Genomic DNA, 16,291 nt, shown 5'->3' on the forward strand with positions numbered 1-16,291 from the left:
GGGCTGTTTTTATTGATCTATTACGTGGCTGCCGTTTCTTTTTCGGCCAGCAATGTTTTCATTCGTTTTCTATCACGTTCCATTACCGGTTTCAGATAGCGGCCCGTATATGATTCTTTCACTTCGACAACTTCTTCAGGCGTCCCGGAGGCTACGATCATGCCGCCGCCCGCTCCGCCTTCAGGTCCCAGATCGACGATGTAGTCCGCCGTTTTAATGATATCGAGATTATGTTCAATGACCAAAACGGTATCTCCGTTATCGACGAGTCTTTGAAGCACAACCAAAAGCCTTGCGATATCATCAACGTGGAGGCCTGTCGTCGGTTCGTCCAAAATATACAGCGTCCGGCCGGTGGAACGCTTATGCAGTTCGGAAGCAAGCTTGACGCGCTGCGCTTCTCCGCCTGACAGCGTCGTCGCCGGCTGGCCGAGCGTCACATACCCGAGTCCGACATCGGCAAGCGTTTGAAGCTTGCGTTTGATTTTCGGGATATTTTCAAAGAAAGACAGAGCATCTTCCACCGTCATATCCAGAACGTCAGAAATGCTTTTTCCTTTGTATGTGACCTCCAGCGTCTCCCGGTTGTAACGTTTGCCGTGGCACACTTCACACGGAACGTACACGTCAGGAAGGAAGTGCATCTCAATTTTGATGATGCCGTCGCCGCGGCAGGCCTCACAGCGCCCGCCTTTTACATTAAAACTGAACCGGCCTTTTTTATAGCCGCGCACCTTTGCTTCATTTGTCTGCGCGAAGACATCGCGGATATCATCAAACACGCCCGTGTAAGTTGCCGGGTTTGATCTCGGTGTCCGGCCGATCGGCGCCTGGTCGATGTCGATCACCTTATCAAGGTGGTCAAGGCCTTTGATTTCTTTATGGCTTCCCGGTTTCGCTTTGGCTTTATGAAGCTTTTGCGCAAGCGCCTTATGCAGAATTTCATTCACAAGCGTGCTTTTTCCGGAACCGGACACACCTGTCACCGCCGTAAAAGTGCCGAGCGGGAATTTGGCGTTCGCTTTTTTCAGGTTGTTTTCTGAAGCGCCTTTGATTTCAATGAACCGGCCGTCAGGCTTTCTTCTCTCCGGAGGCATAGGGATGAATTGAGCCCCTGACAAATAACGTCCGGTCAGAGAGTCCGCATCATTCATCACTTCTTCAGGCGTCCCCGCCGATATGACGCGGCCGCCGTGAATGCCGGCGCCGGGACCGATATCTATCAAATAATCGGCAGCCATCATCGTATCTTCATCATGCTCCACGACAATCAGTGTGTTGCCGAGATCCCTCATGTTTTTCAGCGCGCTGATCAGACGGTCATTGTCACGCTGGTGAAGGCCGATGGACGGCTCATCAAGAATGTACAGGACGCCTGACAAACGGGAGCCGATCTGCGTCGCAAGCCTGATGCGCTGGGCTTCTCCGCCTGACAGTGTTCCCGCCGCCCGGCTCAGCGTCAGGTAATCAAGACCGACTTTATCTAAGAAGCTGAGCCGCTCCACAATCTCTCTTAAAATTAAATCGGCAATCTGCATATCTTTCTCAGACAGCGTCAGGTTTTTGAAAAATTCCAGCGCATCGCCGACGGAAAGCTCGGTAATGGTGCCGATATGGCGCCCGTTTACCAAAACGGCAAGCGCTTCTTTCTTCAGCCGGTAGCCTTTGCACGTCGGGCACGGCTTCTGTGACATGTACTGCTCCATCTGTTCACGGATATAATCGGAGCTTGTCTCCTTATACCGTCTCTCGATATTGCGCAGCACACCTTCAAATTCAATTTCATTTTCGCGCACTTGTCCGAAATCATTCTCGTATTTAAAGTAGATCCGTTCATCGCCGCTGCCGTACAGCACTTTATCAAGCTGATGCTTCGGCAGGTCTTTGACCGGAGTCTCCATATCAATGCCGTAATGGCGGCAGACCGCCTGAAGCAGCTGCGGATAATATTGTGAACTGATCGGCGTCCACGGCGCGATGGCGTGTTCTTTTAATGACAGCTCAGGATTGGGAATGACGAGCTCAGGGTCCACTTCCAGCTTCAGGCCGAGACCGTCACAAGTCGGGCAGGCGCCGAACGGGCTGTTAAACGAAAACAGCCGGGGTTCAAGCTCTCCGATAGAAAAACCGCACAGCGGACAGGCGTGATGCTCGCTGAACATCAGCTCCTCCTGACCGATGATATCTATCATGACACGGCCTTCCCCTAAGCGGAGCGCGGTTTCCAGTGAGTCGGAAAGCCGGGCGGCAACCCCTTCCTTGACGACAATCCGGTCAATGACTACTTCAATGGAATGCTTTTTGTTTTTTTCAAGTTCAATATCGTCGGAAAGCTCGGCCATTTCTCCGTCAATCCGCACCCTTACGTAACCTTGCTTTCTGATTTGGTCAAGCGCTTTGACATGGGCGCCTTTTCTGCCTGAGATGATCGGCGCAAGCACTTGAAGCTTCGTCCGCTCCGGATATTCAAGAATCCGGTCAACCATCTGTTCAATCGTTTGCGACGTAATTTCAATGCCGTGCTCCGGGCAGTGCGGTTTCCCGACTCTCGCGTACAGCAGCCGGAGATAATCATAAATCTCCGTTACCGTTCCGACGGTTGACCGCGGATTGCGGCTCGTCGTTTTCTGGTCAATGCTGATCGCCGGAGAAAGCCCTTCGATCGCATCAACGTCCGGCTTATCCATCTGCCCTAAAAATTGGCGCGCATAGGCAGAAAGCGATTCAACATACCGCCTCTGTCCTTCCGCGTAAATGGTGTCAAAGGCAAGGGATGATTTTCCCGATCCGGACAGCCCCGTCACGACGACGAGCTGATCCCGCGGAATCGTTACATCAATGTTTTTTAAATTGTGCGCCCTTGCGCCTTTCACCTCGATCCGGTCAATTGCCATGTGTTCATCATCCTTCCGCTTTAAGCTCTAACAGTAAATCACGAAGCTCTGCCGCCCGCTCGAAATCAAGCGCTCTGGCCGCTTCTTTCATTTCGTGCTCCATTTGCTCAACGACTTTCTGGCGTTCTTTCTTCGTCATCTTCGCCAGTTTAGGCGCGGCTTTTGTTTTATATTCTTCTTTATCCTCAGCGGCCTGCGTCGCGCGGATCACATCGCGGATTTCCTTATTGATCGTTTGCGGCGTAATGCCGTGAATTTCGTTAAAGCGCTCCTGCTGTTCCCGGCGGCGCTTCGTTTCATTAATCGCGATTTCCATCGAATTCGTGATTTTATCGGCATACATGATGACGCGGCCTTCCGCGTTTCGCGCCGCCCGTCCGATCGTCTGAATCAGCGAACGTTCAGAACGGAGGAAGCCTTCTTTATCCGCATCGAGAATGGCGACAAGTGACACTTCCGGAATATCAAGCCCTTCCCTCAGCAGGTTGATGCCGATTAACACATCATGTTTTCCGAGGCGGAGGTCACGGATGATTTCAATCCGTTCAAGCGTCTTAATCTCGGAATGCAGATAATTGACCTTGATGCCGATTTCCTTGAGATAATCGGTCAGATCCTCTGACATTTTTTTCGTTAAAGTCGTCACGAGAACGCGTTCATTCCGTTCAATCCTCGCCTGTATCTCGCCGATCAGATCATCAATCTGTCCTTCGATCGGCCGGACGTCAATGAGAGGATCGAGGAGTCCCGTCGGTCTGATGATCTGCTCGATCATTTCCGGCGTATGCTCAATTTCATACGGTCCCGGAGTCGCCGACACGTACACGATATTGTGCATATGTTTCTCAAATTCCTCGAATCGGAGCGGACGGTTGTCAAGCGCTGACGGCAGGCGGAACCCGTGATCGACAAGCACCTGTTTTCTCGCCTGGTCACCGTTGAACATGCCGCGCACCTGCGGAATCGTCACATGTGATTCATCAACGACAATCATAAAATCATCCGGAAAATAATCAAGCAGCGTATACGGCGTAGAGCCCGGCGGTCGGAGCGTCAAATGTCTTGAATAGTTCTCGATCCCTGAGCAAAAACCCATTTCCCGCATCATTTCAAGATCATATCTCGTCCGCTGCTCAAGCCGCTGCGCTTCAAGGAGCTTGCCGTTTTCGTGCATCACTTTCAAGCGCTCCTCAAGCTCCTGTTCAATATTCAGAATCGCTTTTTCCATCTTTTCCGCCCGGGTGACGAAGTGGGAAGCCGGGAAAATCGCGACATGGTCACGGTCGCCGAGAATTTCTCCGGTCAAAGCGTCGACCTCTCTGATCCGCTCAATTTCATCTCCGAAAAATTCCACTCTGATACAATGTTCGTCACGGGAAGCCGGGAAGATTTCCACAACGTCTCCGCGCACGCGGAACGTCCCGCGCTGAAAGTCGATATCATTGCGGGCATACTGGATATCCACAAGCTTTCTCAGCAGCTCGTTCCGCTCAATCTCCATTTCCGGTCTGAGCGACACGACCATTTCCCGGTATTCTTCAGGCGAACCGAGACCGTATATGCATGACACACTCGCGATAATAATGACATCTCTCCGTTCAAACAGAGAGGATGTCGCGGAGTGTCTCAGTTTATCAATTTCATCATTAATGCTTGCGTCTTTCTCTATAAAAGTATCCGTTTGAGGCACGTATGCCTCCGGCTGATAGTAATCGTAATAGCTGACAAAATATTCGACAGCGTTGTTCGGGAAAAACTCCTTAAACTCGCTGTACAGCTGTCCGGCAAGGGTTTTGTTATGGGCAATGACCAGTGTCGGTTTATTCACTTCTTTAATCAGATTGGACACGGTAAAGGTTTTGCCCGTCCCTGTCGCACCCAGGAGAGTCTGGTGTTTTCTGCCTTCCTGTATGCCTTTGACAAGCTTCTCAATCGCTTGCGGCTGATCTCCCTGGGGCTGATATTTCGAGACTAACTCAAAACGATCTTTCACAAAAAAGCCTCCGTTTCTTTACGAAATCTTCCTATTGATATAGTAACACAATGACGGGCAAAATCACTAAAAATACGAACTAAAGTTCGATGGTTTGTTTTTACCAAGTCAATTTTTGTATAAAAAACCTGCTTTTATGGCGTAAAAGCAGGCATTCTATTTCATATTCACCATGTCAGGCATTGTCTTTCTTTTTGTCTGCTTCTTTTTTGGCCATGTACAGCCCTCCGGCCACCAGCGATACGACATCCAATCCAACGATAAAATACGTTTCGGTGTAACCCTTTAAATAGGATGCGAAAAGCAGTGCGGCTGTGAGAGCGATCGCCACATAGTGGTTAAACGTGACGCGCGTAAAAAGGACGACCAGCATAAAAGGGAAACATAATGCAAAAACGGCTTTTGTAATCACAAAAACCCTCCTCGGGAATTCTTCATCTCATCTGATTATAGTAAAAAATGAAGAATCGGACAATCGTTCCCCTGCTATCACAATACCCTTTTTCAGCAGTCTTCAATCATCTGTCAAAAAAATTGTGAATATAAATCCATTGAACCATTAACCAGATGAATCGAATTACCTTTCTTCAGCCGAAAGGATGAGAAGGTTTAGGTCTTTGTATCTTTGACAGTTTCTTCCTCCCTCTTTACAATGTAATGATAGTGTTTACTATCATTTTTCTTGGATGAAGAAAAAAAGGGGGTCATACCGCATGTATTCAGTGCGATTTCAAAAAGCGGAAGAATCGAGCCGCTCTGCAGGAGCAAAAGGAATGAACCTGATTAAACTGACGAAAAACGGGCTGCCCGTTCCCGGCGGTTTCATCATTCAGACGAATGCCCTGACACGTTTTATGGAAGACAACGGGCTTCAAGCAGATCAGGAACAGATGGAGCGCGCCATTATGAACGGCACGTTTTCAAAAGAGCTTCGGGAGGAACTGACCGCGTCGTTTTATGAATTGAGAGAATCATACGCCTCTGTCGCCGTACGCTCCTCCTCCGCGTCCGAAGATCTTGAAGGGGCTTCTTTCGCGGGCCAGTACGAAACCTATTTAAATATCAAAACAGAAGAAGAGTTTCTCGGAAAAGTGAAAGAATGCTGGGCTTCCTTCTTCTCGGCGCGGGTCAGCGGTTATAAAGAGAAAATGAACAATGACACCGCAGAACCGTTAATGGGCGTTGTCGTGCAAGGGCTTATCAATTCCGAGGTTTCAGGAGTCATTTTCAGCCGCAACCCCGTCACACATGATGACGGAGAGCTGATGATCAGCGCGAGCTACGGTCTCGGAGAAGCAATCGTCTCCGGCAGCGTGACGCCCGACACATTTATCGTCAATAAAGACACATTTCAGATTGAAAAAGAAATCGGCTTAAAAGAAATGTATATCGTTTCTAAAGACGAAGGCGTGACGGAAAAAGAGACGACCGCTGACATGAGAAACCGCTTCTGCCTTGATGACGAGAGCATCAAAGAGCTTGCCATGCTGACGATAAAGACGGAAGATCTGTACGGTTATCCCGTGGATCTTGAATTCGGATTTGCCGAAAATAAGCTGTATCTGCTTCAGGCCAGGCCGATTACAACGATCGTGCAGGATCAGAAAGCGGCAGACGAAGAACGGGAATTTATCATGACGCCCCGGGATCAGAAAGATTTTTGGCTCAATATGGAGGCCAATATAGAAGGCCCCGTCAGCCCGTTATTCGCCTCACTCATTGTGCCGGCTTTGGAATACGGCCTCAAAGAGAGCACGAAGGCATTCCCTGTAATGGGCATCGAAATCGAGCGTGTCAAACTTCATCAGGGCCGTGTTTTTTCCAGACAGCATAAGACGGACGACAAGCTGCCCGCAGAACAGTTAGAAGCGCTTTTTCCCGTCTTGGCTGACCGCATGTACGATATTATTCAGGAAACCTTTCTGCCTTTTTATGAAAAACTGGACGAACTGGCGCATACAGACCATACGCCGGAGACTGCCCTTGATGCGTTCCGAAACCTGCAAGACTTCTATTTAAAAGGATACGCAGAACATTTCAATATTGTCTTTCCGCAGGTTGCGTTAAACATGATACTGGAATCCATGTACGGACAGGTTGAGAAAGAAAACACCTCCCTTCTGTATGAAATGCTGGCCGGCGTCATGAATAAGTCATTGGAGACCGACAGACAGCTCTGGCTGCTTTCCGGACAAGTAAAAGACAGCCCTGAGCTGCGGCGCGTCTTTACGGTTTCTCATGCCGATGAGCTGCATCAGACGCTTCTGCAATCAAATGAGGGAAAACGCTTTCTCGAACAAGTCAGTGAATTTTTACAGGAATACGGCTGGAGATCCGTGAAAAGTCATGATCTGATTGAAGAAACTTGGGCGGAAAACCCTTATTTCGCTTTGGCCAACATTCAGAACTATGTCCGGAACGGATACGATTTTGACAGTGAGTTTCATAAAACGATAGAAAAACGAAAACAGCTCTACGCCGACTTTATGGATAGAATTGAAGATGACGGCTTTCGGGAGACGTTTGACCGCTATTATCAGTGGACATTGTCTTCATCCGTCATCAAAGATGATCACCATTTTTATATTGATGCGATGCTGGACGCCAAAGCGCGCCTTTGCCTTCTGAAAATCGGCGAGCTGCTTCAAAAACAAGGCGTAATCGATGATCGGGAGGATATGTGGTACTTATACAGCGATGAAGTCGAGAAAGCGCTCGTGTCGCCGGTTCCGATGCAGGAAAAAGCCGCTGAACGAAAACAGCTCTTCCAGCAATATCAATTGCTTGAAGCCCCCGCTTATCTCGGGACTCCGACTTCGGAACAGCTGAAAACGGCTGAACAGATTACCGGCTCCATCACAGAAGATGAAAAAAACACTGAACATCAAATTTACGGACTTGCGGCGTCAAGCGGAATCGCAAGCGGCCCGGTGAAAGTCATTCGTGACGCAAGTGAATTTTCCCGTTTTTCAACAGGAGACGTGCTTGTCTGCAAAATGACGACACCGCTGTGGACCAGTCTGTTCCAGGATGCAAAGGCCGTCATTACGGACACGGGCGGCATCCTGTCACATGCGGCGATCATCGCGAGAGAATACGGGCTCCCGGCCGTTCTCGGCACACGTGCCGCGACTGACAGGCTCAACGACGGAGATATCGTCACGGTGGACGGGACAAACGGCAAGATTACGATTGTCAAACGCGCTTCATGCTAGGTTTCCCTCTTTATTGACGGGCAGGGCGGGTGTATACTTGTCCTGCCAGTATTTACGCGAGGTGAAACATGTTGAGAACGACGAACAAGAGAATTATTGACGCCGCGATGAATCTGATCATCCAAAAAGGATACCGCGCAGCGACAACAAAAGAAATCGCAGAAAAAGCAAAAGTAAGCGAAGCAACGATTTTCCGTAATTTTAAAAACAAACAAGGATTAATGAAAGCCATGATTGAACAGCAGACGCCGGCTCCGGAAAGCATGATCACCAAGGCGGAAGGCGATCTGTATGAGGATCTTCTTCATTTCGCCGCGACCCTTCTGCAGCAATTGGAACAAAAAAAAGAAGTGTTCCGCATCTGCCTGCGCGAACCGGAACTGTTCGAAGACGTCCTGCAGGATATTGTCGTATATCCGCAATCCGTGAAAAAGCATTTAATCGTTTACTTTAAGGAGCTGACAAAGAAAAATATGATAAGCCCCGGCAGCGAAGAAGCTAATGCAGACGTCTTTATGACGATGATTTTCGGTTATTTTATACACCGGCTGCAGCTGGGGAAAAGAGTCATTACACTCTCTGAGGAAACGATGCTGAAACACAGCACTGAGATTTTCATGAAAGGCATTACCGGCCGGTCATTTTCCGGCCCCAAGGAGGATGAAGGATGGGTTCAAAGAAAGAATGGGCGCTGATCGTTTCGCTTTTGCTGGGAGCCATACTCGTTCCCATCAATTCTACGATGATTGCAGTCGCCCTTTCATCCATTTCCCGCTCATTCAGCGAATCAATTGCCAGCATCACATGGGTAGTGACCGTGTATTTAATCGTGATGGCCGTGACACAGCCCATTGCCGGCAAACTCGGTGATATGTACGGAAACAAAAAAATGTATTTATGGGGCGTCGGCCTTTTTCTCATCGCATCATTGGGGTGCGCCCTCTCGCCAAGTCTTTTCTTATTGATTTTCTTCCGGGCGCTTCAGGCTGCCGGCGGCGCTTTGCTTACGCCAAACAGCATCGCCATCATCCGCCATGTCGTGTCTGAAAAACGGCTTCCGAAAGTATTCGGCTTTTTCGGCCTCGGTGCCGGGCTGGGCGCGGCTCTCGGTCCGTTTATCGGCTCTCTTTTAATTGAGAGCTTCAGCTGGCATTCGATCTTTTGGGTCAACATTCCGTTTCTTGCGATCGCACTCGTGACGGCATTAGTGATGTTTCCTAAATATAAAGAAGAAACGTCTGACGCTCCGCTTGATATCATCGGGTCCGTTTTGCTTGCCGGAAGCATTGTATCTATAATTCTTCTGACGAAAAATGAAAGCTCTTTGGGCTATTGGGTGTACGCGCTGCTCATTCTCGTATTTGTTCCGCTATTTTTCAGGCGGGAGCTGCGCACGAAACATCCGATTATTGATTTTGATCTGTTTAAAAACACGACCTTTACGAGCGCCAATCTGTCGGTTCTGTTAAGCAATTTAATGATGTACGCCGTGTTATTGATTATGCCGCTCTTTATGACCGGCCACTTCAGCATGAATACGTCGCACAGCGGCATGGCGCTGTCAGTCTTTTCTGTTTTCATGTCCGCCAGCAACTGGGGCGGAGCTCAGCTGCATCAGAAATGGGGCGCGCGAAGAATGATTTTTCTGTCCTTCGGGCTGATGGCTGTAGCCAATCTCTTATTTCTGCTTTTGGTTTATTCCCATTCCGTTCCGTTTCTTATGGCATCGCTTATTGTCGGAGGCATCGCGTCAGGTGCGGGGCTGACGAGCATGCAGGTATCTTCTCTTGCGACGGTAGAACCGGGCATGTCCGGCATCGCATCCGGGATTTTTTCCACCTTCCGTTATTTCGGAAGCATTATTTCTTCAGCGCTGATCGGTTTAATCTCCGGGTTTCATATTCTGTTTATCATATTGATCGGAGTTTCTGTGATCGGCTTGTTCGTATCACTTGGTATCAAGTCCAGGGAAACCGTTCAGACGAAAAAAAGCCATTCGGCATAACGAAAAAGGTTCCGTAAGCATCTGCTTTCCGGAACCTTTTCTAGTTTTAGAATCTTTTTATTTACAAGAGAAAAGGGGAATGTAAATGGCTGAGAGTTCCGATCAAGTTCGGCGCTGACATCGTAATCCGGCCGTAAAAAAAGCCCGGCCGCCGTGTTGTTAGCGGCACCAGGCTTAAAACTGAAAGCTTATTATTTCCAATGTTTTTTCTTAATTTTTTTCATAATTCTCCTTACTAAAACCTACCTAAAACAATTATTGAATATTACTTTTATAATTAAGCAAAATTAAGTAACAATCATTGAAGGATTCTCAGACTGATAAAATTTATTTTAAATATAATATTTCAAAACACATTCAAACTGTACAAAGAAAAGAAAGTCTAAACCAAAATCTTTTTAGATTTATATAATAACACGTCTGTCGATTATCTAAATTCTACCAAAAAATGAATGCGAAAGAGAGATTCCTCTTGTACAATGTAAGTTACCACACCAACATTGACGAAACGAGGAATCTCTCATGAACAAGAATAAGTCTCTGTATCTTTAACAATAGTATTTACAATATCATTAGGATACCGATTCAAAAAAAAATGTTCTCCTTTAAACTTATGAAATTTCACATTCCCTTCAACAACTTCACTCCATTTATGCATTTCATTGATATGAGTCGAAAAATCGCTATCCGCATAAAAAACGCTTACTCCACAACTTATTTTTTCTGCTTTGGGCTGAAACTTATAATTGTCCAAAATTATAAAATCTGCTCGCAAAATCGGAAGAAACATATCCATAATCTCTTTTGTATAAAACTCCTCTGGTATTCCCCCATATTGTTCCACCTTTGTCAAGAAAGTTTCATTAGTCATATTTTCAATGTCTTCTCTCTTTTCAAAAATATGTGGAGCATCTCGCCCAGAAAAAAACAGATGCCTTGGTTCCTTAGTTCCCATTTGCTTAAGTTTATAATATATCTCATAAGTCAATAAGGCTCCCATGCTGTGTCCAAATATAACATATTCATCGTCATATTCTAATTGTTCACTTATTCTTTTGGCGATATCTTCACTTGCTTCACCAACAGACTGGTAACAAGGCTCTGTGAATCGAGTTCCTCTTCCAGCCAATTCACATATACACAATTCATATCTATCCGGCAGTAGTTTTTTCCATTCATAATATGCATTTACCGACGCTCCAGCATATGGAATAGGAAATACTTTTATTTTATTTATTTCACTCACTCCTATGTTCAACTTGAGCCCACTATCATTACTATATAAACCTATAAGCATTCAAGATACATTTAATTGTACTTCTCTATCTCTCGCTGCTCTGCCAGCAACAAATTCACCATATCACTATAGCTATTCAAACCGTCTGTCTGATTATTTGCCTTCAGATATACGTCATTTACATTTCTTGAAATACTTGAAATAACACCCTCATACTTATCCCGGTACTGCTCATTTTGTTCTATATCATGCCGCACCGCTTTGGACAGACTGGACATTATATCAGACGCCTTATCTGGATCCACTTTCTTTAGCTCAGATATAGAATAATCAAATGCCAGAAATAAACCACTGTATAGTATCATTGGATCATCCTGCTGCTTACATGCCAGATAAGCTATAAAATTAGCCTCATCCTCATGCATGAAACCACTCTGATGTGCCAATTCATGCGCCATAGTAGCAGGCACCAAAAAAACTGGCACATTAACATTGATATTGGATTCATAAGTAAAAGGGACAAAAATACCATGTATCCCTGCATGCGACATTAGTTTTGACATCACCACTGGTTTTGGTGTTGAATATGAATGCTCCAAAACAGGATATTTCTTTGATAACATTTGCATCGAGAACACTGCGTGTTGTGCATAATAATCAAAAACCTCTGGTACATGAGCCAAAAGATCAGTATCCGCTAACTTTTCCCTTGCCAATTCCATTTCAACGGCAAGCGACTTACTCAATTTGACCAGTTCCTCCTTGCTGTAGTTCTCTTCTTTATATTCGGTATAAGACAAAAAAGAATATCTGTAATAGTTTATTCCACCCAAAATAGTATAACAAAAATATATCACGCTACAGATCGTAACGATTCCTAGAGCACCACGATAAACTACCATCCTACGTGCACCTTTACTCATGATGACCTTGCGCACATAATAAACGATATAAAATAGAAATAGTAACACAACCAACACGACGAGCCATTCACTAACAGAAAATGTGACCCAAGAAGGTACAAGTCCTACTGTTTTTGACAATAACGGATATACAGACCTACTGTATTTCTCCGCCCAATCCTGATGGTTCTGCGCGTATTTTGTCAGTATATAAGCTATAACTCCAAGTGAGATCAACGGCAATCTCTTAAGTAAAAGCTTTTTTATAATGTACTCCCCCTATCCAACATAACCATTATAATCAGTTATTCTTAATATATATCCTGCTAAAGATTCATCTTCTAAAGGTTTTGGAGTTAGCAATAACCTTTCCAATAGGCCATACCTCTCCTTCATTTATTTTTTTATTATTTCAAAATAAAACAGCTAAGAAAATATAATTTTCTTAGCTGTTTTATTTTGAAATCTAGTTTAGGAGTTCTTGAAACTATTCCGAATAATTATGAAAAATCACATTATAATGCTGTCATTTCTTCGTGCTCGTGTTCATCCTGCACGAATAAAATACCTAATTCATGGTGTTCGCCTTCATAGGACGCGCGCTGATCAAACCGGATCTCACCGTTCAGGCCGATGATCTCCATTTTTACAAATGCGCGGTTTTTTTGAAGTGCTTCATAAAAATCCGACACATGCTTCACGGGGATGCCGTTTACTTTCGTAATAATCTCACCGATCTTCAGCTCAAGATCGTCCGCAGGTGTATTCGGAATGATGCCGAGCACCATTAAGCCCTGATCCCGCTTAGAGAAATAAAACGGAGCCGCGTTATCGTTCAGCCGCTGTCTCAATGATAAAAACAGGCGTCCGAGCACCGCAATACAAGCGGCAGCTCCGGCAAGCGGAGTCCACCAAAGGGCAGCTGCCCCGAATGCGGTCACGATAACCCCGAGAATCATGACACGTTTCGCCGTTATCCTTATGCTGACTTCCGGAAGTGACCCCTGCACACGCTGTCCGAAGCCGGCGATATAAGGAATCCAGATCAAATGGAAAGAGCCGCCCGGCACGGTAAAGACAGGCCACCAAGAAAGGTGTGACTCAAGCCCGCTGCCCGGCACCAATAAGAAAAGCGGAAGCAGCCATGCGCGATTCGCCAATTGTCGGCCGATGGGCAGGCCTCTGCTGCTGACGACAAGCGCCGGAGATGTTTTCAGATGCGCTGAACGGCAGGCAGCCGCTCCCTCCGTGATAATCAAAAGGCCCATAAACACGGCCGCCGATGCCCAATTCACGCCGAATGCCTGCGGAAACCGATCCGCAAACGGCACTGTGTGGGTATACTGAAGGAGAAACGCAATGAACATGCCGGCGCTGACAATATAAGCTGATGACAGCCAATTCATACGGAACGTCAGCGAAGCCAAAGCCGTCACGGCCGCGATTATGCCGAGAAGACCGAATGGAATCGAAATTCCCAGTCCAAAAAATAATATGGAGAGAAGAATACCCGGTATAAGTCCTTTTATGTATGTAAAGATAAGCTCGTCATACATATCCGCGATTTTTGTATGAAACGTATGGCGTTCACGTTTGATCCGCAAATATCCGCATGCGAGACTTATGATGATAAAAAACCAGAACATCGGGTGCAAAAAAAACAGACCGATACTTTTCAGAAGTTCAATTCCCCATTGAACAGACACTGCTTTCACCGCCTCAAGCCAAACATTTTAATTCTATTCTACCAAATAATCATTGGCTTGAATATCTCAAACGTCTATCTCTCTTCCGTCATCCACAGCGTTACATTTGAGAGAGAGAAATCTTTCAGATAGTGGTCAACCTCCACCTCGATCACGCCGCTGATCAGAAGCATGGACCGCTTAATATCCGTCAGATTGATTCCTAAACGTTTATGGTTTTTCATTAAGTAAGTGAAATAATGCTTCGCACACTCTTCATTGATTTCGTGAACGCATTCAACATTTGTGTAATTGACCAGGTATCTGCTGAACAGCATAAGAAGACTTAGTGCTTTTGTTGATGAAAATGTGACGTCTTTTGTTCTGTCTTTTAGTTGTTCCACTAATTCATAATATTTCTTTTCACGCACAATACTTGCCCTCTTCAATTGTGAACCCCCATTTTTTTATCCAGATAAGCACGGGTGATTACAGCTGCCGTGCTGAAGCGCCGCAAACACTTCTGCTTTCGATACTGAAATGCAGCTGCCAAACTAAAACTGTTCTCTATTAGAACCTTCTTTTATTGTAAGAATTAAAACTGACTGAGGCAACTTTCAAAAGTTTCATTTTGAATACATATTAACTCGGCATAAAGTCTCTCTTCTCTATAAATATCGGGTAATGTTTGTCCTTTATAAATGTTTAAATGTGAAAATTTTTTTAATATCTTGTCAAAACCGACATAATTATATGTCTTTTAGTTCATTTTTAGAGTATGACAAAAGAAACAGGAGACGTAAAAACGCCTCCTTTTCATTTATTTTACAAATAATGATTTTAACGCCATTTGCAGCTGTAAATCATTTTTTTCGTCAGATTTCTTTTCATTCATCAGCTGATTCATTTTTTCCGCTGTCTTTTTATCAATGACTGCTGTTTTATCAAGCTTGTACCGGTCTTGAAATGCCAGAACGGCTTTTTTCATTGTTTTGCTGAAATAGCCGTCTGCTCTGCCCGGGTCGAAGCCTAGGCCTTTCAGCAGGATTTGGGCGTGTTTGACATCCGCGCTGTTCATATCAGGCTGAAGCGGCTGTTTCAGCTGAAGCGGTCCCGCCGCAAAATAATCCGGCTGGCTCACGGCGATTGTCGGAGCAATGCCTTTTTTGTGAATCCAATTGCCTTTCGGTGTCAGCCATTTGTAAAGCGTCAATTTAATGTTGCTCCCGTCTCCCATAGGCACGGCCTGCTGAACCGTTCCTTTACCGAAAGAAGTGTCACCGACAACGTCATAATGTCCCGCTTCTTTTAACGCACCCGCAAGAATTTCTGAAGCGGAGGCGCTTCCTTTATCCGTGATGACATTGACGGGATACGGCTTCTTATGTTTTAAGGTTGAGAAATATTGTTTTTTATCGCCGTTACGCTCCGCAATTTGGATATACGGCATGTCTTTTGTGATGAAATGCTTTAAAATTTGTTCGACGCTTTGAAGGTAGCCGCCGGGATTCCCTCTTACATCAAGGACGAGACCGTCAATCCCTTGTTTTTCAAGCTTTTTCAGCGCCGCGGCGAAGTCCTGGGCGGTATGCTCGGAAAATGTCGATATTCCGATGTAGCCGACATGATGACCGCCTGATTCTTTGCGGGAAGCAAATACGGTTTCAAGCGGGATTTCCGCTCTTTTAATCCGGAATGACAGCTGTTTATCAGTACCCGGACGCTGTATTTTAATAGAAACCTTCGATCCTTTTTTTCCTCTGATTTTCAGCACGGCTTCGTTTAAACCTTTTCCGTTCATTGACTCACCGTTTATGCTGATGATTTCATCATTCGGCTTGAGTCCCGCTTTTTCCGCCGGAGATTGCTTAAACGGTGATACGATAATGATTTTATTGTCCTCCATACCGACTTCAGCGCCGATCCCTTCGAAAGAAGAATCAAGAGAATCGGAAAACTGCTTGGCGGTCTGCTTGTCCATATAAACGGAATAAGGGTCGTTTAATGTAGACAGCATCCCCTGAATCGCTCCTTCAAGAAGCTTTTCTTTATCTACATTTTCCACGTATTCGTTCGAGATCAGCTCATATGCTTTTTCGATTTTTTCCATTGCCCGGCTTCTTTCTGCGTCTGATGAATTCGTCTGTACTGCCCCGGCAATATGAGCTCCGCCGCACATGATGCTGACGGCCGCTATCACTGCGATCATTTTCTGCTTCATCGTTTACCTCCTCTTAGTCCTTTTACGAAAACCTGGAGATAGTATGTGTAAATTGCAAAGAATTCATGTAACGGCAACAAAAAAATGAAAATGCGAGATTGTTTCATATATATGGGTAACGTATAATATTTTGTATGCA

11 protein-coding genes are annotated in these 16,291 nt (G+C 45.7%); 3 read left to right on the top strand and 8 right to left on the bottom strand.

What is annotated here, in order from left to right:
- Positions 1–20 precede the first annotated feature (20 nt).
- The 3 genes from uvrA to NYE50_RS18905 all read right to left on the bottom strand — a co-directional run bounded on the left by uvrA (position 21) and on the right by NYE50_RS18905 (position 5,299).
- Positions 21–2,894: an excinuclease ABC subunit UvrA gene (gene uvrA, locus NYE50_RS18895; protein ID WP_159354637.1), complete on the bottom strand. Its 2,874-nt coding sequence runs from the start codon at positions 2,892–2,894 to the stop codon at positions 21–23.
- A gap of 7 nt (positions 2,895–2,901) precedes the next feature.
- On the bottom strand, positions 2,902–4,887 hold the full coding sequence (gene uvrB, locus NYE50_RS18900; protein WP_003151439.1) for an excinuclease ABC subunit UvrB: 1,986 nt from the start codon (positions 4,885–4,887) through the stop codon (positions 2,902–2,904).
- A gap of 175 nt (positions 4,888–5,062) precedes the next feature.
- The gene (locus NYE50_RS18905; protein WP_003151438.1) at positions 5,063–5,299 is read right to left on the bottom strand and encodes a CsbA family protein; all 237 of its coding nucleotides are present in this window, start codon (positions 5,297–5,299) and stop codon (positions 5,063–5,065) included.
- Between the two features lie 301 nt (positions 5,300–5,600).
- On the opposite strand from NYE50_RS18905, the gene NYE50_RS18910 reads away from it, so the two are divergent.
- The 3 genes from NYE50_RS18910 (at position 5,601) to NYE50_RS18920 (ending at position 10,107) form a co-directional block, all read left to right on the top strand.
- Entirely contained in the window at positions 5,601–8,102 is a 2,502-nt protein-coding gene (locus NYE50_RS18910) for a PEP/pyruvate-binding domain-containing protein (protein WP_172869855.1), read from the top strand.
- A gap of 71 nt (positions 8,103–8,173) precedes the next feature.
- On the top strand, positions 8,174–8,797 hold the full coding sequence (locus tag NYE50_RS18915) for a TetR/AcrR family transcriptional regulator (protein WP_017418829.1): 624 nt from the start codon (positions 8,174–8,176) through the stop codon (positions 8,795–8,797).
- Entirely contained in the window at positions 8,770–10,107 is a 1,338-nt protein-coding gene (locus NYE50_RS18920) for an MFS transporter (protein WP_017418828.1), read from the top strand. The genes NYE50_RS18915 and NYE50_RS18920 overlap by 28 nt, the downstream gene beginning before the upstream one ends.
- Before the next feature lie 520 nt (positions 10,108–10,627).
- Here NYE50_RS18920 and NYE50_RS18925 read toward each other — a convergent pair.
- The 5 genes from NYE50_RS18925 to ctpB form a co-directional block, all read right to left on the bottom strand.
- Entirely contained in the window at positions 10,628–11,365 is a 738-nt protein-coding gene (locus NYE50_RS18925) for a thioesterase II family protein (RefSeq protein WP_014418991.1), read from the bottom strand.
- 50 nt (positions 11,366–11,415) lie between these two features.
- A complete protein-coding gene (locus NYE50_RS18930; protein ID WP_071182016.1) occupies positions 11,416–12,483 on the bottom strand; it encodes a DUF3810 domain-containing protein in 1,068 nt (355 codons plus the stop codon).
- Positions 12,484–12,761: 278 nt separating this feature from the next.
- Complete coding sequence (locus NYE50_RS18935) at positions 12,762–13,952, bottom strand: S1C family serine protease (protein ID WP_007407459.1); 1,191 nt, start codon at positions 13,950–13,952, stop codon at positions 12,762–12,764.
- Positions 13,953–14,026: 74 nt separating this feature from the next.
- Complete coding sequence (gene swrA / locus NYE50_RS18940; protein WP_014305920.1) at positions 14,027–14,380, bottom strand: swarming motility protein SwrAA; 354 nt, start codon at positions 14,378–14,380, stop codon at positions 14,027–14,029.
- A 371-nt stretch (positions 14,381–14,751) separates the two neighbouring features.
- Complete coding sequence (gene ctpB, locus NYE50_RS18945; protein ID WP_375167596.1) at positions 14,752–16,110, bottom strand: carboxy-terminal processing protease CtpB; 1,359 nt, start codon at positions 16,108–16,110, stop codon at positions 14,752–14,754.
- Positions 16,111–16,291 lie beyond the last annotated feature (181 nt).

This window comes from Bacillus sp. EU55 (genome assembly GCF_038005925.1).
GTDB lineage: Bacteria > Bacillota > Bacilli > Bacillales > Bacillaceae > Bacillus > Bacillus velezensis.